The organism is Streptomyces sp. NPDC002851 (assembly GCF_053591935.1).
The window spans coordinates 35200-56662 of sequence record NZ_JBSFUT010000044.1 but is presented as its reverse complement, the minus strand read 5'-3'; the positions used below and the strand labels follow the sequence as shown (position 1 = coordinate 56662).

Genomic DNA, 21463 nt, shown 5'->3' with positions numbered 1-21463 from the left:
CCGGACGGGCTCAGCGATGCCGCACGGACCAAACGATGCGGCACGTGCTAAACGATGCTGGACGGGCTGGACCGACCCAATGCCCCCCGCTCCCCCCTGATCCCCGCCGGCACCGCACGCGCGCGTGCCGGAGTTCCGGTCCAGCACGTGCCGCGGCGCGAAAGGAGGCGGCGGAGCCAGAGTTCCGTCGAGACGAGTTCTGTGAAGCCGTCCAGGGGCAACGGCTCGCCGTTCACCGCTGCGCGCAGAGCCTTGCGGATGACGCGGTCCTCGACCAGACCGGCCTGGGCGAGCAGGGAGTCCGCGAAGAGGTCGATCAGGTCCTCTACGGCGGTACGGAGGCCGGTGCGCTGTGCGGCGGTCGACGTGGCGTGGGAGGTGGCGCCCCAGCCGGGTGGCAGGTCGGCGACGCCGGCGCCCTCCAGGACCGTGCGCAGGACCGCGGCGCGGGCGCCGGGCTGGACCCTGAGGGCGGCGGGCAGGGCGCGGCAGGCGCGGACGACCTGGTTGTCCAGGAACGGTGCGTGCAGGCGCTGGAAGCGGACCTCGGCGGCCTGTTCCAGGATCCTCAGGTCGGCGGCGTGCCGGGCGAGTGCGGCACGCGCGCGTAGCTCGCCGGGGTGCTGTCCGGGCCCCGGTCCGTGCCGGGTCGCGGCCCGCTCGAGGCGGACCGATACTTCAGCGAGCGCCTCACCGGTCAGCCAGCGCGCGGCCGGCCCGGGTCTCGCCCAGGAGAGTGCGGCGAGGGACGCGCCCACGGCGCCGGGGTGCTCCTCGAAGCGCCGCTCCCGAAGACGTACGGCGGCCTCCTCGATACCCGCGCGGTACGAAGTACGGGCGAGCTTCCGCGCGGCGGCGTAGACCCGGGCCGGGACGAAGACCGAGCCCTCCGCCTTGGCCAACGCCGCGACGGGGCGCACCAGATGGCGCCGCCGCCGGTCCATCAGGAGGTCGGCCAGACGGGCCGGGTGGGCGTCGAGGACCTGCCGGGCGCCGTACCCGGTCAGGTGGTCCGCGCTGCCGGAGGCGAGCCGGGTGCGGTGCCGGGCCGCGGTGACGAGGGAGGGACCGGGCTCGTCCGTCAGGGGACCGTCCAAGTCGGCGTAGGGCAGGACCTCTTCGCCGCCCGTCACCACTACGTGGTGCAGCCGGGGATTGGCGGCGATGACGCCCGCACGCTCCAGTTCGGCCTCGCGGCCGTCGTGGCCGCCGGTCGCCAGGTCGTTGAAGGTGACGGCGAGCAGTCGTTCCCCGGCGCCGGTGCCGTGTCCGAGCACGGTGCCGGGAAGCCCGGGCAGCCCGGCGGCGAGCAGCGCGAGCGTCCCGGAGGCGGGTCCCCCGGAGAGGTCGGCGCCGATCCCGGGCACCGGCATCCGGGCGGCGCGCCGCTCGGCGGGCCCCATTCCAGGGACGGGCCCCGGGTCGATGTCCGGCACGTGGCGGGGAGCGGCGAGGCGGGCGCGTACCGCGTCTACGAGGGCGTCGCGGACGCCGTCCACCGCGCGCAGGGCGTCCATTTGAGGGGCCGCGACGGCGAGCGAGGCGACCGGCTCGTACCCGGCGATCTCCCGCGCGCCATCGCGCAGGATCAGCGCGTGCCCGGGCGGGATCCGGCGCACGCCGTCGTACGGCGTCGAGTCGTGCAGCGCCTCGGGTACGTCGGGGCAGGCGAGCAGCGCCGCGAGGTGGCCGATGTCCAGGTTGGCCTCTATGAGGTCGGCGAGCGGCAGGGCGGCGGTGGCGTACGCGGTGCCACCGGCCCAGGGCGTGTAGAACACCGGCCGCGCGCCCGCCAGGTCCCCGGCGACGGTGACCCGTCGGCCGACCTGGACGACCGCCGTATAGCTGCCGGACCAGGCGGTGAGGTGGCGCAGGGCGCCGCCGCGCGCGGCGAACAGGGCGACGCGCAGCTGCTCGTCGGTGGCGCCGCAGGTGCCGAGCACCGCGATCCGGGTCTGTGGGTCGGCCTTGACGACGCGCACCTCGTCAGGGCGCCAGTCGCCGACCGCCCACAGCGGGTCGGGGTCGCCCCACAGGAGTTGGGAGCCGACGGGGTGGACGGTCTCCCCGCCGTCGTAACCGTCGTAACCGGTATAACCGGCGGCGCCGTCACGCTCGCCGTTCGCGCCACCGCCGGGCGCCGGAGTGGCCGCCCCGGCCTTCGCGGTGGTACAGCTCCACCCCACCAACCACCGCATCGCCGCCTCCACAGGCTGTGGACAACCAGAGACCGAAGAACCGCAGGAACTCAGCTCCATGCTGCCACGAAGAAGGCGCGCGAGAGGGGTTACGGGAGCGTGTGCGGGCATGCCAACATGCCCGCACAACAGGACAGTTGGGGCACTGTCGACACCGAGTCCGGCCGCTGCCACCCCGTCGACCAACCGGCGTGCGACCATCGATTTTCAGCCAAATCGGCCGACGCAGAGCTCAACCGTCAGTCCGGGAGGCGCCCTTCGCCTCCCGGACCGATCCGCCGCCCGCGGGGATGAGCGGCGGTGTCCCCCGGCCCACTGGATGCGGTGCGCAGTGGGCCGACCCACGCATCCTCATGGAAGCGCTCCCTCAAATGACCGAGAAGAGCGCACGGGTAGGCGCACGGCCACACGCCGGGAGCGCGCCGGGAGGCGCCCGTACTTCTGTACAGACAACATTCCCGCCATCCGGAACTCACCCTCTTAACGCTTGGAATGCGGGGAACTACGCTGGGTTTACGAATGCCGCGCGGTTATGCCACTGCCGCGGCAGCCGTCTGTGTCGAGGGGTGGCGCATGTCCAGGGAGCAACGCGGGCCGAACGACAAACTCGGCGCCGTTCTCGCCCTCGCGGGAATCAGCAACGCAGGACTCGCGCGGAGGGTCAACGACCTTGGCGCACAGCGCGGGTTGACACTTCGCTACGACAAGACCTCGGTGGCCCGCTGGGTCTCCAAGGGCATGGTGCCGCAGGGCGCGGCCCCGCACCTCATCGCCGCGGCCATCGGCCAGAAGCTGGGCCGCCCGGTGCCCCTGCACGAGATCGGCCTCGCGGACGCCGACCCGGCGCCCGAAGTCGGCCTCGCCTTCCCGCGCGACGTGGGCGCCGCGGTCAAATCCGCGACCGAGCTGTACCGACTCGACCTCGCGGGCCGACGAGGCGGCGGCGGTATCTGGCAGTCGCTCGCGGGCTCCTTCGCCGTCAGCGCGTACGCCACACCCGCGTCCCGTTGGCTGATAACCCCGGCCGACAGCTCGGTCGAGCGCTCCGCCGACCGCGCCGCGAGGGCGGCACGGGCCTTGGAGGTGGGCGGCGGCGCGCCGGGCACCGGCGACGGCACCGTCGAAAAGGCCGCTGTCGCGGTCGAGGAACCACCGCAGCGTGTCGGCCACAGCGATGTGCACAAGCTGCGCGAGGCCGCCGAGGACGCGCGCCGCTGGGACTCCAAGTACGGCGGCGGCGACTGGCGTTCGTCGATGGTCCCGGAGTGCCTGCGGGTCGAGGCGGCGCCGCTGCTGCTCGGCTCGTACTCGGACGAAGTGGGCCGGGCGCTCTTCGGCGCCGCGTCCGAACTCACCCGGCTCGCGGGCTGGATGGCCTTCGACACCGGCCAGCAGGAGGCCGCCCAGCGCTACTACATCCAGGCGCTCCGCCTGGCCCGCGCGGCCGCGGACGTGCCGCTCGGCGGCTACGTCCTCGCGTCGATGTCCCTCCAGGCCACCTACCGCGGCTTCGGCGACGAGGGCGTGGACCTCGCCCAAGCCGCCATCGAGCGCAACCGCGGCCTGGCCACCGCCCGCACGATGAGCTTCTTCCGGCTCGTGGAAGCGCGGGCACACGCGCGTGCCGGGGACGCGCACGCCGCGGGCGCGGCGTTGAAGGCCGCCGAGGGCTGGCTCGAGCGGGCCAGGGACGGCGATCACGACCCGAAGTGGCTCGGCTTCTACTCCTACGACCGGTTCGCCGCGGATGCCGCGGAGTGCTACCGCGACCTGAAGGCACCGCGCCAGGTACGCCGCTTCACCGAGCAGGCACTGTCCCGGCCCACCGAGGAATACGTCCGCTCGCACGGCCTGCGCCTGGTGGTCAGCGCCGTCGCGGAACTGGAGTCGGGCAACCTGGACGCGGCCTGCGCGCAAGGGCTGCGCGCGGTCGAGGTGGCGGGCCGGATCTCCTCGGCGCGTACGACGGAGTACGTGCGGGACCTCCTGCACCGCCTGGAGCCGCACGGCGACGAGCCCCGCGTGGTGGAGCTGCGCGAGCGGGCCCGCCCCCTGCTGGTTGCTCCCGCGTGAGGCGACCACGCCACCGGACGGCCCGTTCGTCCCCCCGACCCCGACCCCCGACCTCCGGCCTCTCGGGTTTGAAGGCATTGTCAGTGGCGCAGTGCACTATCGGAGTCGGGAGGTGAGCACATGGGGCGGAGCTACGCGACAGACGCCGTGGCCGCGGCGGGCAGCGCCGGACCCGCGTACGACTGCGACGTGCTGGTGATCGGTGGCGGGATCATCGGCCTGTCGACGGCGTACGCGCTCACGCGCGCCCGGCCGGGCGTGCGCGTGACCGTCCTGGAGAAGGAGCCGGGCCCGGCCCGGCACCAGACGGGGCGGAACAGCGGCGTGATCCATAGCGGCATCTACTACCGCCCGGGCTCCCTCAAGGCGCGGTACGCGGTGCGCGGCGCCGCCGAGATGGTCAAGTTCTGCGCGGAGTACGACATCGAGCACGCCGTCACCGGCAAGCTGATCGTCGCCACGGACCGCGCCGAGCTCCCCCGGCTGCACGCCCTCGCCCAACGCGGCAGGGAGAACGGCCTGACGGTCCGCGAACTGGGCCCCGCCCAGATCACCGAGTACGAGCCACAGGTCACCGGCCTGGCCGGGCTGCATGTCGCCGCGACCGGGGTGTGCGACTTCACGGCGGTGGCCCGGCAGCTGGCCGAGCTCGCGGCGCTCTCCGGCGCGGAGGTGCGGTACGGCGCCGAGGTGACCCGGATCGACCGGCGGGCGCACCGCGGCGCTGCCGTGGCCACGGCGGCGGGCGAAGTGGTGCGCGGCCGGGTCCTGGTCAACTGCGCGGGGCTGCACTGCGACCGGATCGCACGGCTCACCGGGGACGACCCGGGCATGCGGATCGTCCCGTTCCGCGGCGAGTACTACGACCTGATACGGCCCGAGCTGGTGCGCGGCCTGGTCTATCCGGTGCCGGACCCGGCGTTCCCGTTCCTCGGCGTACACCTCACCCGCGGCGTCCAGGGCGACGTACACGTGGGACCGAACGCGGTGCCCGCGCCGACTCGGGAGTCGTACGAGTGGGGGGACGCCTGGTCGCGGCGTATGCCCCGCGATCTGGCCACGACCCTCACCTGGCCGGGCACCTGGCAGATAGCGCGGCGCCACTGGCGGTACGGCGCGGGCGAGTTCCACCGCTCCCTGTCCAGGTCGGCGTTCACGGCGGCGGTACGGCGGCTGCTTCCCGCGGTCACGGAGGAGGATCTGCGGCCCGCGCCCGCCGGGGTGCGCGCCCAGGCGGTGCTGCGGGACGGCACGCTGGTCGACGACTTCCTGATCCGCGAGGCGCCCCGGACCGTACACGTCCTGAACGCCCCGTCCCCGGCGGCGACGGCCTCGCTGCCCATCGGACGGGAGGTGGCCCGCCGCGCTCTGGCGGCCCTGGACGGGTGAGGGGGGCCGCCCCACGCCGGATGCCGCCGCTCAGGACTCCGTACGACGGAAGAGCAGGTCATGCACCACGTGCCCCTTGTCCAGGCCCTGGCCCTCGAAGCGGGTCAGCGGCCGGAATTCGGGGCGCGGCGCGAAGCCGCCGTCCGCCTGTGTGTTCTCGAAGTCGGGGTGGGCGGTGAGCACCTCGAGCATCTGCTCGGCGTACTCCTCCCAGTCCGTGGCGCAGTGCAGGAGCGCACCCGGCTTCAGGCTCGGCGCGGCGAGCGTGAGGAACTCCGGCTGGATGAGGCGCCGCTTGTGGTGACGCTTCTTCGGCCAGGGGTCGGGGAAATAAATACGCATGCCGTCGAGCGAGGCGGGCGGCAGCATCTCGCGGAGGAGGATGATCGCGTCGCCGTTGGCCACCCTGACGTTGGTCAGGCCGTTCCGCTCGGCAAGGCCGAGCAGATTGCCCTGGCCGGGGGTGTGCACGTCGACGGCGAGGATGCCGGTCCCCGGGTCCGCCGCCGCCATCTGTGCCGTGGCCTCGCCCATGCCGAAGCCGATCTCGAGGACCACCGGCAGGCCGCCGAACATCTCCTCGAGGTCGATCTTCCGGCGGCCGTCGATGTCCAGGCCCCACTTCGGCCAGAGCCGTCGCAGCGCGTCGCCCTGGCTGGTGGTGACCCGGCTGCGGCGCGGCTGGAAGCTGCGGATCCGGCGCTCGTGGTGCGAGCCCGCGGGATCGGGCCGGGGGCCGTGCGGGAAGCGCGGCTCGCTGCGCGAGGGCCGGGCCTGCGGGGTGTCGGGGGTGGAATGAGAATCAGACACAGTGCCCTCAATTTTACGGGCCACGGACACGGGCCGAGTACGGGCCGAATACGGCCGCCCGGCAGGCTCGCCGTGCCCGCCCGCGAGCTCACCGGACCCGCCTGGACCGGCTCTTCTCGTACCCGTCCGAACCGGACGGCGACCCCCGCCAGGGCCTGTGTCACCAGTCCAGTCGTCGTCACAAGTCCGGTCGTCCGCCCGGATCGCGGGGCAGGCGGCACTTCCGGCACAGGCCCTGGTTCCGCCACAGGAAGTCCAAAGTCACCATCGCGCCCTGCACCTGGCGATCGTTAGGGTCGACGCCGTGACCGCCTCGCCGCTGCCGACCCCGGGCCTGCATCCCGGCTCCACCGCTGGGCCAGGAGGCCGGGCCACGGCTGGGCCAGGAGGCCGGGCCACCGGTGGGCCGGGAGGCGGGGCCGCGCACTGGTGGCAGCGGCGCGCGATACGGGCCGGGGCGCTGATCACACTGCTCGCGCTCTCCGGCCTTGTGATCCTGGCCCTGGTCAGGGAGCAGACCGGCACCGAGGGCTTCCTCGTCGGACTCGGCCTCGCCACCCTGCCCGTACCGCTGCTCACGGCCGCGTTCCGCTGGCTGGACCGGGTGGACCCGGGGCCCTGGCGGAACCTGATCTTCGCGTTCGCCTGGGGCGCCTGCGCCGCCGCGCTGATAGCCATCGTCGCGAACTCCTTCGCGACCCGCTGGATAGCCACCGCGACCGCCGACCCGAGCAGCGCCGACACCCTCGGCGCCACCGTCATAGCCCCGGTCGTCGAGGAGCTGGCCAAGGCGGCCGCCATACTCCTGGTCTTCCTATTCCGCAGGCGGGACTTCACCGGCATCATCGACGGCGTGGTGATAGCCGGGGTCACCGCCACCGGCTTCGCGTTCACCGAGAACGTCCTCTACCTGGGCAACGCCTACGGCACCGACGCCGCCAGCGGCATCGACGGCATCGGCAGCTCCGCGATCGCCCTCGACTCGCTCACCGCCGCGACCTTCTTCGTCCGCATCGTGATGTCGCCGTTCGCGCACCCGCTGTTCACCGTGCTCACCGGCATCGGCTTCGGCATCGCCGCGGAACGCGCCGCCCGCCGCCGGGTGCGCCGCACCCTGCTGCCGCTCGGCGGGCTGCTGCTCGCGGTGGGCATGCACTCCCTGTGGAACAGCTCGTCGATCCTCGGCTCATACGGCTTCTTCGCGGTCTACGGCGCCTTCATGCTCCCCGCCTTCGTGCTGCTCACCTGGCTCACGGTGTGGAGCCGCCAGCGGGAGCTGCGGCTGGTCCGGGCCGAGCTGCCGATCTACGCGGCGGCCGGCTGGGTCGGCGCGCACGAACCGTTTGTCCTCGCCTCGATGCGGGCGCGGCGGATCGCCCGCGATTACGCCACGTACACCGGCGGCGAGAGCGCGGCGCGGGCCGTCGCCGAGTACGAGGCGTGCGCGACGTCGCTTGCGTTCCTGCGCCACCGAGGGCGCCGCGGCCGCGCGGGCCCGGAGTACGTGGGCCGCGAGCGGGAGTTGCTGCGGGAGCTGTGGCTCCGCCGCGACGTGGCCCGCCCGGCCCTAGCCCACGCGGCGGCCCGGACGACGACGCCCCCGTATCCGCACGCGTACGCGTATCAGCAGGTCTACGCGTACGGATCCGCGCCCGCGTACGCGCCCGGATACGGGTACGCCGTGCCCCCGAAGCCCACGACGCACCACGCCTGGGGCTCGTAACCCAGAATGAACCCCCGGATCCCCGGAATCCCCCAACTCCCCCCGAACCCCCCCGGATCCCTCCCCGGACAACCCCCTTACGCCGACGCCGTGTTCAGCTCCGACAGCTCCTCCGGCTTCAGCTCGAGCTCCGCCACCCCGAGCAGCGCCGGAAGTTGCTCGACCGTACGGGCCGAGGCGATCGGCGCCACCACGGTCGGCTGCGCGGCGAGCCAGGCCAGGGCCACGGTCGCGACCGGGGCGTCATGTGCCTCGGCCACCCGGTGCAGCGCGGTGAGGACCCGCTGTCCGCGCTCGGTCTCCAGGTGCGCGCCCGCCGTCCCGGCCCGTGCGCTCTGCACCGCCGCGCCGCCCGGCCGGTACTTGCCGGTGAGGAAGCCGGAGGCCAGCGCGTAGTACGGCACCGCGGCGAGGCCGGAGCGGGAGGCGGTCTCCTGCAACGGGCCCTCGTATGTTTCACGGGAAACCAGGTTGAAGTGCGGCTGGAGCGCGACATAGCGGGCAAGCCCCTCGCGCTCGGCGAAGTCGAGGTGCTCGCGCAGCCGTTCCGGCGAGATGTTCGAGGCGGCGACCGCGCGCACCTTGCCGGACCGCACCAGCTCGTCCAGCGTGGTCACGATGGACTCGACCGGCACGGACAGGTCGTCATAGTGCGTGTAGTAGAGGTCGATGTAGTCGGTGCCGAGGCGGCGGAGCGAGGCGTCGAGACCGGCCTTGATGGTGTCCGGCGCCAGGCCCTTGAAGTCCGGGTGGGCGCCGACCTTGGTGGCCACGACCACATCGGCACGGTTGCCGCGGGCGGCGAGCCACTTGCCGATGATCGTCTCGGAGACACCACCGGGATTCCCGTCCACCCAGGCCGAATACACATCGGCGGTGTCGACGAAGTTCCCCCCGGCCTCGGCATAGGCGTCGAGTACGGCGAAGGACTCGGCCTCGTCCGCGGTCCAGCCGAAGACGTTGCCACCGAGCGCCAGCGGAAAGACTTCGAGGCCGGAGGGGCCGAGGGTGCGCAGAGATGTCATACGACGCGCAACACCCGTTACCCGTACGCCTATTCCTGCCGTGGGACAGGTCAGGCCGACAGCCCTGGCGTCGGGGGGTGAACCGCCAGGACTGTCGGAGTCCGGATCATTCGGGCCGGGCGAGGGTCAGAGGCCGAGCCCCTTGCCGCGCAGCCAGGCGGCCGGGTCGACCAGGTCGCCGCCGACCTTGACCTCGAGGTGCAGGTGCGGACCGGTCGAGTTGCCGGTGGAACCGACGCGGCCGATGACATCGCCGGTGGTGACCTTCTGGCCCACGCTGACGTTCATCGAGGACTGGTGGTTGTACGCGATCTCCGTGCCGTCCTCGAGCTCCAGGACGGTGCGGTAGCCGTACGAACCCGACCAGCCCGCCTCCTTGATGACGCCCGAGTGGGTGGCCTTGATCGGCGTACCCGTGGGGGCGGCGAAGTCGAGGCCGGTGTGGTAGCCGGAGGACCACATCGAACCGGCCTGGCCGAACGTCGTGGTGATGGAGTACGAGGAGAGCGGGAGCTTGTAGCTGCGGGCCAGCTTGGCGAGGCGCTCGGCCTCGGCCTTGCGGCGGGCCTCCTCCTCGGCCTTGCGCTTGGCCTCGGCGGCCTTGCGCTCGGCCACCGTCTGGTCCTTCTCGGCCTCTTCGGCCGCGGCCGCGACGGCGGCGTCCGCCTGGTCGGTCTGGACGGCGGCGTCGGCCTGGTCCTTCTTGGCCTGGGCCTGCTGCATGATGCGGGCCCGCAGCGCCTCACCGGCGTTCCCGGTACCGGCCTGCTGCCCGCCCTCGCCGGGGATCTCGGCGACGGGGTTCGCGGCGGAGGCGCCGGTGGCCTGGGTGACGCCGGAGAAGTCCGCGCCCTCGGCGCTCGCGGGTTCGTCGGAGTCGGATATCAGCGAGCCCACACCCGGAAGCGACTCGGCGTCGGGCAGCGCGTCCGTGACGCCGGACATGTCGGGCAGGGAGATCGGTACCGGCGGGCGGTCCTTGGCGGTCGCGATGCCGCCCGCGCCGACGGCGGCGATCACGCCTACGCCGAGCACCGTGGAGCTGCGGGCGAGCCCGCCGCGCTGCTTACCGACGCGGTGCCGGCCGCGCACCGGGCGGGTGGATTCCGCGGTGGGATTCCACTCTTCCCAGGAGTCCTCTTCGCGTACGGGAGCGTACTCACCGTCCGGGAAATACGGGGTGTCCGAGGAGATCCTGGATCGGCCTGAGGGGGTCGCCACGGGGGCGCACTCCTTTCCTTCCTTCTCGCCTACCGGGTTAGCTGACGGGTTCGGAACAGGAAGGTTTCCTACGGGCCAAGTGCGCCCGATTCACCCCAATTTGGTGGTTCCCCGGCTCCCTTGCGGGATTAAGCGTGTGCGCACGGAGCCGCCTCTTGTGACGGCTGGGACGACCGCGCTGCGTTATCGAACGTTAATAGACGCGGGCACCCGATTCCAAGCTGTTCCAGCTGATCGTTGGCGTCCTTGGCCTGAACTTAACGGGGCAAGAGTTGATGAAATCGGGCGAGTTGACTGCACAGTTACAGTCCGGCCGGACTCAGCACCCTCTGACGTTGCGTCAATTGTTATGCGGAGCGGTGCGCTTCGGTCACCCAGTGTGATCCTGGCCGGAGCCGGGCCAGGTCGGCCGGGTCACCGCGAGCAGCGCCATGTCGTCGGTCATGCCGCCCCCGCTGTGCTCCCGCACCTCCTCGGCCAGGGTCTCGAGCAGCGCCGCGGGCCCGGAGAAGAGGCGGCCCTCCAGGCGCACCGCCGGGTCGTAGAACATCCCGGCCTCGTCCCGCGCCTCGGAGAGCCCGTCCGTGTAGAAGAGCAGCGTGCCGCCGCCCGGAAGGACGGCCTGGTCCGCGCGGTCCGGCCAGGCCCCCAGGTCCACCATGCCGAGCGGCAGCGCGGGCTCGCCGGGCGTGAGCACCCGCACCGCGCCGTCGGCGCACAGCAGCAGCGGCTCCGGGTGGCCGCGGTTGATGAGCCGTACGGCCTCCAGATCGTGCGGGATCTCGGCGAGCACCGCCGTGGTGAACCCCTCGAAGTCGTCGAGCCCGCCGCGCCGTACGCCCTCGCGCGCGAGCGCCCGCTCCAGGCGCTGCGCCACCGCCTCCAGGGTCGCCTCCTGCTCGGCGGCCTCCCGGAACGCCCCGATCACCACGGCTACCGCCTCCACGGCGCCGAGCCCTTTTCCGCGTACGTCGCCGACGATGAGCCGTACGCCGTGCGGGGTGTCCTGCACGGCGTAGAGGTCGCCGCCGACGAACGTGTCCGCCTGCGCCGCCTCGTACCGCGCGGCGACCTCGAGGCCGCCGATCCGCTCCGCCGGTTCGGGCAGGACGGCGCGCTGGGCGGCCTCGGCTATATAGCGGGCGGAGGCGAGCTTCGCGCCGCGATGTCGTACGACGACGTTGATGAGTACGGCGAGCGCGGCGACGGTCACCACGTTGACCAGCTCGGTGAGCTCCTGCGGGCGGCCCATGGTGTCGTAGTACAGCTGGAGCCCCAGCACGGAGACGGTCGCGGCGACTCCGGTGAGCACGGTGGCGGCGAGCCCGAAGAAGGGCGCGGCGATCAGCGGCGCCGCCGAGAACAGCGGGGCGGCGGTGAACCGGGGCGGGGTGAGCAGCGCGGAGACCAGACCGATCACGATCAGCAGCCCGGGCAGCGCCCGTACGAACATGTGCGCCCGCACGATGTGCGAGGAAGGCTCGGGCCCGTCACCCACGCCGAAGAGAACGTCGCCCCTGCCGGAGGATCCGCCACCCTTGCGGGACGAACCCCGGCCCCCCTTCGCCTTGTGCCCGCTCGCCTTGTGTCCGCGCTGCCCCACCGGTGTCGTCTCCTGCCACGTCCGCTCCCGACCGGCGGAAGCCGTTCCTCACCCAGGGTTTCCGCACCTGGGCCGGGGAGCGACTCCGTCGCGGCCGTACGAGTTACGGACAGCGGGAAACGGCCGCGCAAATACGGCGGGAAACTGCTGCGCAAATAACGTGGCGCAGACCGCCCCACGAATGGCGTACACTCATATCTACCGACGCGGGGTGGAGCAGCTCGGTAGCTCGCTGGGCTCATAACCCAGAGGTCGCAGGTTCAAATCCTGTCCCCGCTACTGAAAACGTCAGGCCCGGCACATTCCGATGTGCCGGGCCTGACGCATGTCGCGAGGGTGTCGCGAGGGTTCAGAGGCGGCGGACGCGAGCCGCGATGCCGTGCCCGACGGCGAGGTAGATCACAGCGGGCAGGCCGTTGTTGAGCAGAACGCGGACGTTGTCGTTCTCCATGGTGAAGATGTCCTCGGCCCACCAACCGAGCCACTCGGCCACGCCCTGCACGAACCCGACGAACGGATTCCCCTGGTTCGCCCCGAGCAGGTACAGCAGGATCCACAGCCCGAGGAACCCGGCGGCCACGTCAGCGACGGAGTGAATGATCAGGGCCAGCCGCCCCGTACCACGTTCGTTACTCATCGAAGTCACGATCCCGTTCTCAGAGGCGGCGCAGCCAGGCACCGAGGCCGTGGCCGACGAAGAGGTAAATGACGGCGGGAAGACCGTAGTTGAGGACGACCCGCAGTCCCTCGGCGTCCATGGTGAAGATGTCCTGCGCCCACCAGCCGAGCCACTCGGCCACACCCTGCACGAACCCGACGAACGGATTCCCGAGGTTGGCCTCGAGCAGGAACAGCACGATCCAGAGCGCCAGGAACACCGCAGCCGTGTCAGCGAGCCCCTGAATGACCACGGCGGCCCGGCGCTGCCCGGACCCGTCACGAGGCCGCTCACGGCGTCGCGGAGCGGCGCGATCTATGGGGTGGTCCGGGCCGGGGCCAGGCGCGTTGCCCGGGTAGTGCCCCGGGGCGGGGGCGGCGTAGCCGGGACCATGGCCAGGGTGGGGACCAGGACCGGCGCCAGGGCCGGGGCCCTGGCCGGGACCAGGCCCGTACGGGGCGCGGCCGTCGGGCCGATGCGGGGGCAAGGGTTGGGTGTCACTCACGGGGTACCAATCCGGCGCATTCCACGCCTCGGCTACGGAGAAAGGGCCACGACCTCCCCCCTGCTACCCACCGCCGTGGCCTGCGGGTGCGACCCGCACTGCCTACTGCGCCACGCAGCGGGCCACGCGTTACAGGAGCCAGCGATATGCCCGCAATAGGCGCTGAGGGTGGCCTGGCCGTGTTACGGATGTACGGATGTGACGTCGGTCACCTGTCTTATGCGGACATGATGGTGGAGGGACCAGTTGCGCTGTCAGGAGTGGGACGGCCAGTGATCCGCGAACGCTGGCCCTGCAGAGCGTCGAGGGCTGCGGGAGATCGGCGCGCAGGGCTCTCAGGGCGGCTTCCGGGCCGGTGTCCTTGAGCAGGTGCCCCCGCTCGGCGAGCAGGTAGAACCGTCCCGCACCGTCCCGCACCGCCCCGCGCCTCCGTGGCCCCGTCGGTGCAGAGGAAGTACCCGTCGCCGGGCGCGAAGCTCGCTTCGTACGATTCGGGCCCCGCGGCACCGTGCAGGCCGAGCCCGAGCGGCAGCGCACGGTGCGGCGGCTCGGCGAAACGGGTGCTGCCGTCGGCGTGCATGACGAGAGGCGCCGGGTGGCCGTAGTGGAGCAGGGTCAGGCTGCGCTCATCGGAGACCTCCGCAAGGACGGCGGTCACGAACTTCTCGCCCTGCATCTCACGACTGAGGGCCCGCTCCAGGCGCGCGCCCACGCTCATCAAGCCAGGCTCGTCCTCATCAAGCCAGGCTCGTCGTGCGCGGCTTCGTGGAACGCGCCCAGGACCTTCGCGGCAGTCTCCACAGCCTCAAGTCCCTTGCCCTGTACGTCGCCGACGATGACCCGCAGTCCGCTGCCTGGGGCCGACACGACCTCGTACAGGTCGCCACCGATCCGCGCCTCACCCACCGCCGAGGTGCCGAAGCCGTAGTCCCAGGAGTTCGCGAACTCATCGCATGCGGACTCCAGGCCCTCGTGGCCGATCTGCTTCGTGTCGGCATGCTTCATCTTCTGGGAAGCGCCCTTCATCTGGCCGCCGCTGGTCTCCAGCTTCCCCGCCATGGCCCTGACCTCGTCGGTCGCGAACTTCAAGAAGGACATCTCTTCCCCCGTTGCTCCCGCGCGCAGAGCGGTCGGCACTTCGAGGGTGGATGCGACCCCGCGCTGTTGGGGGAAGCCGCCACGGCGGTCATCAGGTCGCGGGCCATTCGACGCCCGCCGCACGCAGGGCGCGGCTGTACTTGGCGTACCGCCGTCGGGCCAGGGAAAACCCCAGGAGCCAGAGGGCGAGGAAGAACAGCCAGACACCACCGCAGACCAGCAGAGGGATCGCCGTGAATCCCGTCTGGCTGAGCGGGATGAGCATCGCGAGTGGCATGACCAGGAGCTGGATGAGCCCACGCCTGCGGTGTGAACCGGTGTAGTCGACCATGATGCGGGCATGCAGCAGGTCGACCTCGCGTCGGGCTTCCGGGAGGGGGCGCAGACGGCTGCCGCCCGAGCGCATGCCGGGCAGTTGACCGCCCTGCAGGGCGTGCGGGAAGTGGGTGGCGCTGTGGGCGGCGCGCTCGGCTGCGTCCGCGGTGCGGCGGAAGGCGAAGTACGGGTTCGGGCTGCCCTTGGGGGAAGTCGGGGACAGGCCGTCGTACTGGTAGCCGTACCGCTCAGCGACGTACGCGAAGGCTGCGAACTTGCGCCAGGAGCGCTGGAGATTGCGCGCATCGTGTCGCTCGGCGCCCTTGGCGCCGTCCCGCATCAGTGTCTTGAGCTGAGGCCCCAGGAACACCATCGCCTCCTTGGCCGGGTCAGGGCCGCAGGGCACCGTGACCACTTCGTCTCACGGCGTGGCCCTGCGCATCACACACAGCTTCCTATCAGCTGGTCGCACAGGTACCGGAGTGAGAAACGAAAGGCGCGAGCAACTAGGAGGAGAGCATGTCGAACAGGGGGAGAGCATGTCGAACTACCCACATCTGGGGTTCGATCCAGCTCCGGGTGATCTGGAGATTGCGCGGCTCATGGTCAAGGCGGTTGGCAAAGTCGCCGGTGACAGCGGCACCGTCCAGTCCCAGTTGAGCAAGGTCGGTGCGTCGGACGGCATTTGGGCGGGCAAGTCCGCGGACACGTTTAACAAGTCCGTGGAGAAGATCCCGCCGTACCTGAAGAAGGCTCTGACGTCGCTGGACGCGGCCCACCGGGCACTGTCGGGGTGGGAACGAACCCGGAAGGCCGCCGGGCCCGCTTCGGGCGCGCAGAGGGCCTGCACCGGGCAGCAACGGGCAGCGAAAGCCGAAGCGCCCCGCCCGGCAAAGCCAGACAGGGCGCTCAAGCGCAGGTCAGACGGGGTTTCCGCCGACCCGCCGGAGGTAGGCCGTGTGGGACTCGAACCCACAACCAATGGATTAAAAGTCCACTGCTCTGCCAATTGAGCTAACGGCCCGCGTCAACGCACCCCCGAGCATAGCCCGACGAGCGCGGAAGGCCGATCGGGTATCGCTACAGGCACGGAAAAGCGGGCCCACCTCGGCAGATGGACCCGCTCCGTGTCACGCCCCGTCAAGCCGTCAGCCGTCAGCCGTTGCGCTTCCAGCGCGGCTTGTCGTCGCGGCGGCCGAAGGAGGTGCCTCGGTGGCTGTCGCGGCGGTCGTCGCGGCGGTTGAACGGACGGTCGCCCGCGCCACGGCGGTCGCGGTTGAACGGGCGGTCGCCCGCGCCCCGGTGGTCCCGGCGGAAGCCGCCACGGTCACCGCTCTGGCCGCGGTCGTCCCGACGGAAGCCGCCACGGTCGCCGCGGTCGCCGTCACGGTCCCGGCGCTCGAAGTTGCCCCGGTCGTCGCGGCGGTTGAACGGACGGTCACCGGCGCCGCGGCGGTCGCGGTTGAACGGACGGTCGTTGTCGCGGCGCTCGAAGGAGCGGCCACCACGGTCGTCCCGGTCGTTGTCGCGGCGGAAGCCACCGCGGTCACGGTCGCGGCGGTCGAAGCCCCCACGGTCGCCACGGTCGTCCCGACGGAAACCACCACGGTCGTCGCGGCGGTCGTCGCGACGGTTGAACGGACGGTCGTTGTCCCGGCGCTCGAAGGAGCGGCCACCACGGTCGCCACGGTCGCCGTCACGGTCCCGACGCTCGAAGTTGCCCCGGTCGTCGCGACGGTCACGCCGCTCGAACGAGGGACGCTCGGACCGCTCGAAGCGGTCACCCTTGTCGCTCCGGTCGCTGCGGGCGGGCCGCTCGAAGCGCTCGGCCTTCTGCTCCGGCACCACGGCCGCCGCCGCGGGAGCCTGCTCGGCCTCCGTCGCGGTACCGGCCACGGCGAGCGCCTCGGCCGGGTCCTCGCCGCGCTCGCGCGCCGCGCGCACGAGCAGGCGCTCGGCCTCCTCGCGCAGCTCGGTCGCGCGCCGCTGGGTCCGCTCCAACTCCTTGGTGAGCTGGGCGACTTCGCGCTCCGCCTGCTTCGCGGCGTTGTCCGCGGAGTCGGCCTGCACCTCGGTCAGGGACCGGGCACCGGTGATCTCGGCGACCTCCGGCTCGAACGCGCCGCCCTGCCCGATGATGTGCCGCGAGGCGTCGACGCCCGCGTCCTCCATGAGGCGGAAGATCTGGCGGCGCTGGTGCGGCAACGACAGGGAGACGACCGTGCCGGAACGCCCGGCCCGCGCCGTACGACCCGAACGGTGCAGGTAGTCCTTGTGGTCCCCGGCCGGGTCCACGTTGAGCACCAGGTCGATGCCGTCGACGTGGATACCGCGGGCGGCGACGTCGGTCGCGACGAGCGCGTTGACGTAACCGTCCTTGAAGTCCGCAAGGGTGCGGGTGCGCGCGCCCTGCGTCATGCCGCCGTGCAGCGCGTCGGCCTTCACTCCGGCGTCGCGCAGCTGCTCGGCGATACGGTCGCAGCCCAGCTGCGTCCGTACGAAGATGATCGTGCGGCCCTTGCGGGCGGCGATGGCGGCCGTGACCGGCGCCTTGTCCCGCGGCTTCACGATCAGGATGTGGTGGGTCATGGTCGTGACGTTGCCCTGGGCGCTGTCGACCTCGTGCGTGACCGGGTTGCTCAGGTAGCGCTTGACCAGCGTGGAGATCTCGTTCTCCATCGTGGCCGAGAACAGCATCCGCTGGCCGCCCGCGGGAACCTGGTCGAGCAGCTCGGTGACCTCGGGCAGGAAGCCCAGGTCGGACATCTGGTCGGCCTCGTCGAGGATCGCGACCTGCACCGACTCCAGGGAGCAGGCGCCGCGGTTGATGATGTCGCGCAGTCGGCCCGGCGTGGCGACGAGGATGTCGACGCCGCGCTCCAGGGCGTAGATCTGGTTCCCCATCGACGTACCGCCGCAGACGACCTTCATCTTCAGGCCGAGTACGTCGCCGTACGGCTGGAGCGCGTCCGCGACCTGCATCGCGAGCTCACGGGTCGGGGTGAGGATGACGCCGCGGGGGCGCTTCTTCTCGGTGTGGCCGCCGGCCAGGGTGGCGAGCAGCGGCAGGCCGAAGGAGAGGGTCTTGCCGGAGCCGGTGCGGCCGCGGCCGAGGATGTCCTTGCCGGCCAGGGCGTCCGGGATGGTCGCGGCCTGGATCGGGAAGGGCGTGGTCACGCCGTTCTGCGCGAGCTTGCGGACGACGCCCTCGGGCAGGCCCAGGTCGGCGAAGGTGACCTCGGGGGCCTCGGGGGCCGCGGGAGCCTCAGCGGCCGCGGCTGTCTCGACGGCCTTGGCGCCCTCCGCGAGCTGGGTGTTCTCGGGCAGGACGGCCTGGTCAGTACTGAAATTGGACATGCGAAATGCGAAACCTTCCGGAGTCTCGGCACGCGCCCAAACTCCGTGAATCGCAATTTCGACCGCCTCAATGCGGTCAGCCACGGCAAGGGAGAGTACGCGCCACGCGGCGCGCTACGAATGGCGCCGGGCAAATGGGATCAAACGATCTACCACTGTACGCACCCCTCACCAGGAAAGGCAAACCGAGCCCTACGCGGGCCCCGCCTCCGGCGACGGCTCCCGCCCGTCGAACCCGGCGTCCCCACCATCGTCCTCCACCCGCTCCTGCCCCGTCGAGTGCGTACGGACCCCGGCCGATTCGGACGGCTCCGCGGGGTACGGGTCGGAGCTCGGCCGGCTCGCCGACCCGCTGTCCGACGGCGTGGGCCCGGCCGTCGGCGTCGTAGGCGTGGGGCTCGGCACGGTGGTCGAAGGGGACCCGGCGCCTCCGGTCCCTGCGGGGCCGCCCGGCTCCCCCGGGCCCGACGTGGCACCCGGCGCGCCCGCACTGCCTCCGTCCCCGTCCCCGGACCCGGCCCCCGCCACAGACCCGGCCCCGGAGCCGGACCCGGAACCCGGCGCGTCCGTGGTCGGCGAAGCCCCGGGCGAGACACCGCTGCCCACATCCTCCGCCGCAGGATCCCGCTCCGCACCCCCGACACCGTCCGCGCTTCCGGTGGCGCCACTCGTCCCGACCCCGCCGTCCGGCCCGGCACCCCGCTCACCGCCGTGGTCCCGGTCCCCGTTCCGGTCGTCCGCGGACCGGGAGCTCGGCTCGGTGCCGGACGGCCGCACGTCCTCGCCCACGCTCACACAGCCCGCACTCGCGGCGAGGGCGACCGCCGCCACGGCCATTCGGACGGGTACGTACAACGAACGCACGGCGAGCACCTCCAGGGCGCGGCAACGGGTCTCTTGCCCAACTCCCGCTCCCCGCAAGAGGACACGGACCACACGCGCCCGAAGAAAAAGCCCGCGGCCCGGAAACCTCAGCCGTACCCCAGCGCATGCAGCCGCGCGTCGTCGATCCCGAAGTGATGCGCGATCTCATGCACCACGGTGATCTCCGTCTCCGCGACCACGTCCTCCCGCGACACGCACATCCGGAGCGTCGGCCCCCGATAGATGGTGATCCGGTCCGGCAGCACGCCCGCGTACCACTCGCCGCGATCGGTCAGCGGCGTCCCCTCGTAGAGCCCGAGCAGGTCGGGGTCGTCGGCGGTCGGTTCGTCCTCCACGAACACCGCGACGTTGTCCATGAGCCGCGTCAGCTCCGGCGGGATACGGTCCAGGGCCTCGGCGACCAGTTCCTCGAACTCCTCGCGCGTCATCTCCAGCACACGCCCATTGTCGGGCACGCACCCCCACACCCGCCGGGCGCGGCCCCAACCGGCCAACCGCCGCCCCGGAACCCCCGCCCGGGAACCCCCGACCCAGGACCCTCCGCCCCGAACCCTCCGCGCGAAACCGCCGGACGGGCATAGCCACCCCCATCCCCGGGCATACCGCCCCAATGGCCCGCGAGTTCGCCGCCGCCACGATCCGCAAGATCCGCAAGATCCGCGTACGAGGCGTCCCGGTCGCCCTCGTACGCCGTTACCGCGCGCATCTGCGCCACCCGGTCAGCGAACTCGTCCACGCCCCGCACCCCTGGGGCCGCGCGCTCGGCATGGTCGCCGTCGTCCTGCTCGGCGCCTGGCTCGGCCTGCTCATCGTGGGCAGTGTGCGTACGCCGGTCGGCCCGATGGACACGCGCATGACGCTGCGGCCCTCGCTCACCGGCGGCACCAAGGTCAATGTCTCCCCGCTCGGCGCCCTGGAGCTCGACTCGCACACCGCCCCCATCCGCCTCGACGTCGACGTGGACCGGCTCGACCCGGTGCGCGCCCAGGCGCTCGTCGACCACCCGGAGCGGATATCCGGCCTGCAGAGCGAGATCACCGAAGACATTCAGGACGGCACCCTCGACGTGGCGCTGCGCGCCTGCGTGGCGGTGGTCGGCGGCGCCACCGCGCTGGGCCTCGCGGTCTACCGCAAGCCACGCCGCGCCCTGGCCGCGGGCGGCCTCGCGCTCGCCCTGCTCGCCGCCTCCGGCGCCTCGGCGTTCGCGACCTGGAACCCCAAGTCGGTCCTTGAGCCCCGCTTCTCCGGGCTGCTGAGCAGCGCCCCCTCGGTGGTCGGCAACGCCCGCAGCATCGTCAGCGAATTCGACGTCTACCAGAAGGAGCTGGCCCGCCTGGTCACCAATGTGACCAAGCTGTACGACGCCGCCTCCACCCTCCCCGCGTACTCCCCGGACCCGTCCACGATCCGGCTCCTGCACGTCTCCGACATCCACCTCAACCCGGCGAGCTGGCACATCATCGCCTCGCTCGTCGAGCAGTACGAGATCGATGTGATCGTCGACTCCGGGGACACGATGGACCACGGCACCGCCGCCGAGAACAAGTTCCTCGACCCGATCCCGGAGCTGGGCGCCCCGTACGTCTGGGTACGCGGCAACCACGACTCGGCGACCACCCAGAAGTACTTGGAGCGGATGCGGAACGTACACGTCCTGGACGACGGCCACGCCGTGACCGTGGCGGGCGTACGGTTCGCGGGAATCGGCGACCCGCAGTTCACCCCGGACCGCTCGGTGGCGGCGGCGGGTGACCCGGCCGAGCGGGCGGTCGGCGTCCGCCTGGCCGCGGCGCTCTGGGCGCAGCACGCGGTGGCCACCCCCGTACACATCGCCGTCGCGCACAACCCGATCGCCGCACAGCAGACCGACGGCGCGGTCCCGCTCGCCCTCGCGGGCCATGTGCACCAGCCCCGCATGGACGTCCTGGACGGCGGGACGCGGCTGCGCATCGAGGGCTCGACGGGCGGCGGCGGTCTGCGCGCCGTGGAGGGCGAGACCCCGGACCCGGTGCAGGCCAGCGTCCTCTACCTGGACCGGGACACCAAGCTCCTACAGGCCTGGGACGAGATCGAGCTGGGCGGCCTCGGCCTGACCACCGCCGAAGTCCGCCGCCACCTCCCGGAGGAGAACCGCCCGGGCGCAACCCCGACCCCCTCGCCCACGCTCGCCCCGAGCCTCACTCCCACCCCGCCGGAGGCGTCCCCGGCCCCCTGACCACCGGCCTCCCGTAAACCGTTTTGGCGATAGCTCCCGACATCCCATATGCTTCTCACGTCCCCGACGCGCTGCGAAGCGCCCAGGCGGGCCAATTAGCCCTCATCGTCTAGTGGCCCAGGACGCCGCCCTTTCAAGGCGGTAGCACGGGTTCGAATCCCGTTGGGGGCACGCACCACCCTGTGCGACACTTGTCGCCGGGCAGCTTGGTCCTGTGGAGCAGTTTGGAGTGCTCGCCACCCTGTCAAGGTGGAGGCCGCGGGTTCAAATCCCGTCAGGACCGCTGAGGTTTCACATGAAACCTCGTGGCTGGGTAGCTCAGTTGGTACGAGCGTCCGCCTGAAAAGCGGAAGGTCGCCGGTTCGACCCCGGCCCCAGCCACAAAGTC

Annotated in this window: 15 protein-coding genes, 5 tRNA genes, 1 pseudogene and 1 riboswitch; of the genes and pseudogenes, 8 read left to right on the top strand and 13 right to left on the bottom strand. The window is 72.0% G+C overall.

From position 1 onward, the window contains the following. Positions 1-47: 47 nt before the first annotated feature. Positions 48-2198 (bottom strand): asparagine synthase-related protein, encoded by a 2151-nt coding sequence (locus tag ACWD10_RS33195; RefSeq protein WP_451097375.1) that lies wholly within the window; start codon positions 2196-2198, stop codon positions 48-50. A gap of 573 nt (positions 2199-2771) precedes the next feature. On the opposite strand from ACWD10_RS33195, the gene ACWD10_RS33190 reads away from it, so the two are divergent. Together ACWD10_RS33190 and lhgO are read left to right on the top strand one after the other, a co-directional pair. Beyond that, positions 2772-4271: an MFS transporter gene (locus ACWD10_RS33190; protein WP_451097374.1), complete on the top strand. Its 1500-nt coding sequence runs from the start codon at positions 2772-2774 to the stop codon at positions 4269-4271. Between the two features lie 120 nt (positions 4272-4391). After that, the gene (lhgO, locus tag ACWD10_RS33185) at positions 4392-5660 is read left to right on the top strand and encodes an L-2-hydroxyglutarate oxidase (protein ID WP_451097373.1); all 1269 of its coding nucleotides are present in this window, start codon (positions 4392-4394) and stop codon (positions 5658-5660) included. A 30-nt stretch (positions 5661-5690) separates the two neighbouring features. On the opposite strand, the gene trmB is transcribed toward lhgO, so the two are convergent. Next, on the bottom strand, positions 5691-6470 hold the full coding sequence (trmB, locus tag ACWD10_RS33180; protein WP_451097372.1) for a tRNA (guanosine(46)-N7)-methyltransferase TrmB: 780 nt from the start codon (positions 6468-6470) through the stop codon (positions 5691-5693). A 334-nt stretch (positions 6471-6804) separates the two neighbouring features. On the opposite strand from trmB, the gene ACWD10_RS33175 reads away from it, so the two are divergent. Continuing rightward, entirely contained in the window at positions 6805-8193 is a 1389-nt protein-coding gene (locus ACWD10_RS33175) for a PrsW family intramembrane metalloprotease (RefSeq protein ID WP_451097384.1), read from the top strand. A gap of 77 nt (positions 8194-8270) precedes the next feature. Here the strand turns inward: ACWD10_RS33175 and ACWD10_RS33170 are convergent, their stop codons facing one another. The 3 genes from ACWD10_RS33170 to ACWD10_RS33160 all read right to left on the bottom strand — a co-directional run bounded on the left by ACWD10_RS33170 (position 8271) and on the right by ACWD10_RS33160 (position 12042). Continuing rightward, positions 8271-9218, bottom strand: coding sequence for an aldo/keto reductase (locus tag ACWD10_RS33170; protein ID WP_451097371.1), 948 nt, complete (start codon positions 9216-9218; stop codon positions 8271-8273). A gap of 126 nt (positions 9219-9344) precedes the next feature. After that, a complete protein-coding gene (locus tag ACWD10_RS33165) occupies positions 9345-10412 on the bottom strand; it encodes a peptidoglycan DD-metalloendopeptidase family protein (protein ID WP_451097383.1) in 1068 nt (355 codons plus the stop codon). A 38-nt stretch (positions 10413-10450) separates the two neighbouring features. Further along, positions 10451-10584, bottom strand: a riboswitch (cyclic di-AMP (ydaO/yuaA leader). A gap of 225 nt (positions 10585-10809) precedes the next feature. Further along, the gene (locus tag ACWD10_RS33160; RefSeq protein WP_451097370.1) at positions 10810-12042 is read right to left on the bottom strand and encodes a PP2C family protein-serine/threonine phosphatase; all 1233 of its coding nucleotides are present in this window, start codon (positions 12040-12042) and stop codon (positions 10810-10812) included. 205 nt (positions 12043-12247) lie between these two features. Here ACWD10_RS33160 and ACWD10_RS33155 point away from each other — a divergent pair. Continuing rightward, a tRNA-Met gene (locus ACWD10_RS33155) sits at positions 12248-12321 on the top strand. A 70-nt stretch (positions 12322-12391) separates the two neighbouring features. Here the strand turns inward: ACWD10_RS33155 and ACWD10_RS33150 are convergent. From ACWD10_RS33150 to ACWD10_RS33115, 8 genes and pseudogenes are all read right to left on the bottom strand, one after another. Continuing rightward, positions 12392-12679, bottom strand: a complete 288-nt coding sequence (locus ACWD10_RS33150; protein ID WP_451097369.1) for a hypothetical protein — start codon at positions 12677-12679, stop codon at positions 12392-12394. Between the two features lie 19 nt (positions 12680-12698). Next, positions 12699-12920, bottom strand: coding sequence for a hypothetical protein (locus ACWD10_RS33145; protein WP_451097368.1), 222 nt, complete (start codon positions 12918-12920; stop codon positions 12699-12701). 414 nt (positions 12921-13334) lie between these two features. Next, positions 13335-14120, bottom strand: a pseudogene (locus ACWD10_RS33140) (PP2C family protein-serine/threonine phosphatase); the annotation flags it as partial. Between the two features lie 274 nt (positions 14121-14394). Then, complete coding sequence (locus ACWD10_RS33135; protein WP_451097367.1) at positions 14395-15033, bottom strand: hypothetical protein; 639 nt, start codon at positions 15031-15033, stop codon at positions 14395-14397. A gap of 536 nt (positions 15034-15569) precedes the next feature. Next, positions 15570-15642, bottom strand: a tRNA-Lys gene (locus ACWD10_RS33130). A 131-nt stretch (positions 15643-15773) separates the two neighbouring features. Beyond that, positions 15774-17975 carry a DEAD/DEAH box helicase gene (locus ACWD10_RS33125; protein WP_451097366.1) on the bottom strand — a complete coding sequence of 734 codons (2202 nt, stop codon included), beginning with the start codon at positions 17973-17975 and terminating at the stop codon, positions 15774-15776. A 192-nt stretch (positions 17976-18167) separates the two neighbouring features. Continuing rightward, positions 18168-18839, bottom strand: a complete 672-nt coding sequence (locus tag ACWD10_RS33120; protein WP_451097365.1) for a hypothetical protein — start codon at positions 18837-18839, stop codon at positions 18168-18170. 107 nt (positions 18840-18946) lie between these two features. Next, the gene (locus ACWD10_RS33115; protein ID WP_451097364.1) at positions 18947-19297 is read right to left on the bottom strand and encodes a metallopeptidase family protein; all 351 of its coding nucleotides are present in this window, start codon (positions 19295-19297) and stop codon (positions 18947-18949) included. A gap of 173 nt (positions 19298-19470) precedes the next feature. Between ACWD10_RS33115 and ACWD10_RS33110 the strand changes: the two genes are divergently transcribed. The 4 genes from ACWD10_RS33110 to ACWD10_RS33095 all read left to right on the top strand — a co-directional run bounded on the left by ACWD10_RS33110 (position 19471) and on the right by ACWD10_RS33095 (position 21456). Beyond that, entirely contained in the window at positions 19471-21075 is a 1605-nt protein-coding gene (locus ACWD10_RS33110) for a metallophosphoesterase family protein (RefSeq protein ID WP_451097363.1), read from the top strand. Positions 21076-21173: 98 nt separating this feature from the next. Beyond that, positions 21174-21246, top strand: a tRNA-Glu gene (locus tag ACWD10_RS33105). Positions 21247-21283: 37 nt separating this feature from the next. After that, a tRNA-Asp gene (locus tag ACWD10_RS33100) sits at positions 21284-21358 on the top strand. A 24-nt stretch (positions 21359-21382) separates the two neighbouring features. After that, a tRNA-Phe gene (locus tag ACWD10_RS33095) sits at positions 21383-21456 on the top strand. Positions 21457-21463 lie beyond the last annotated feature (7 nt).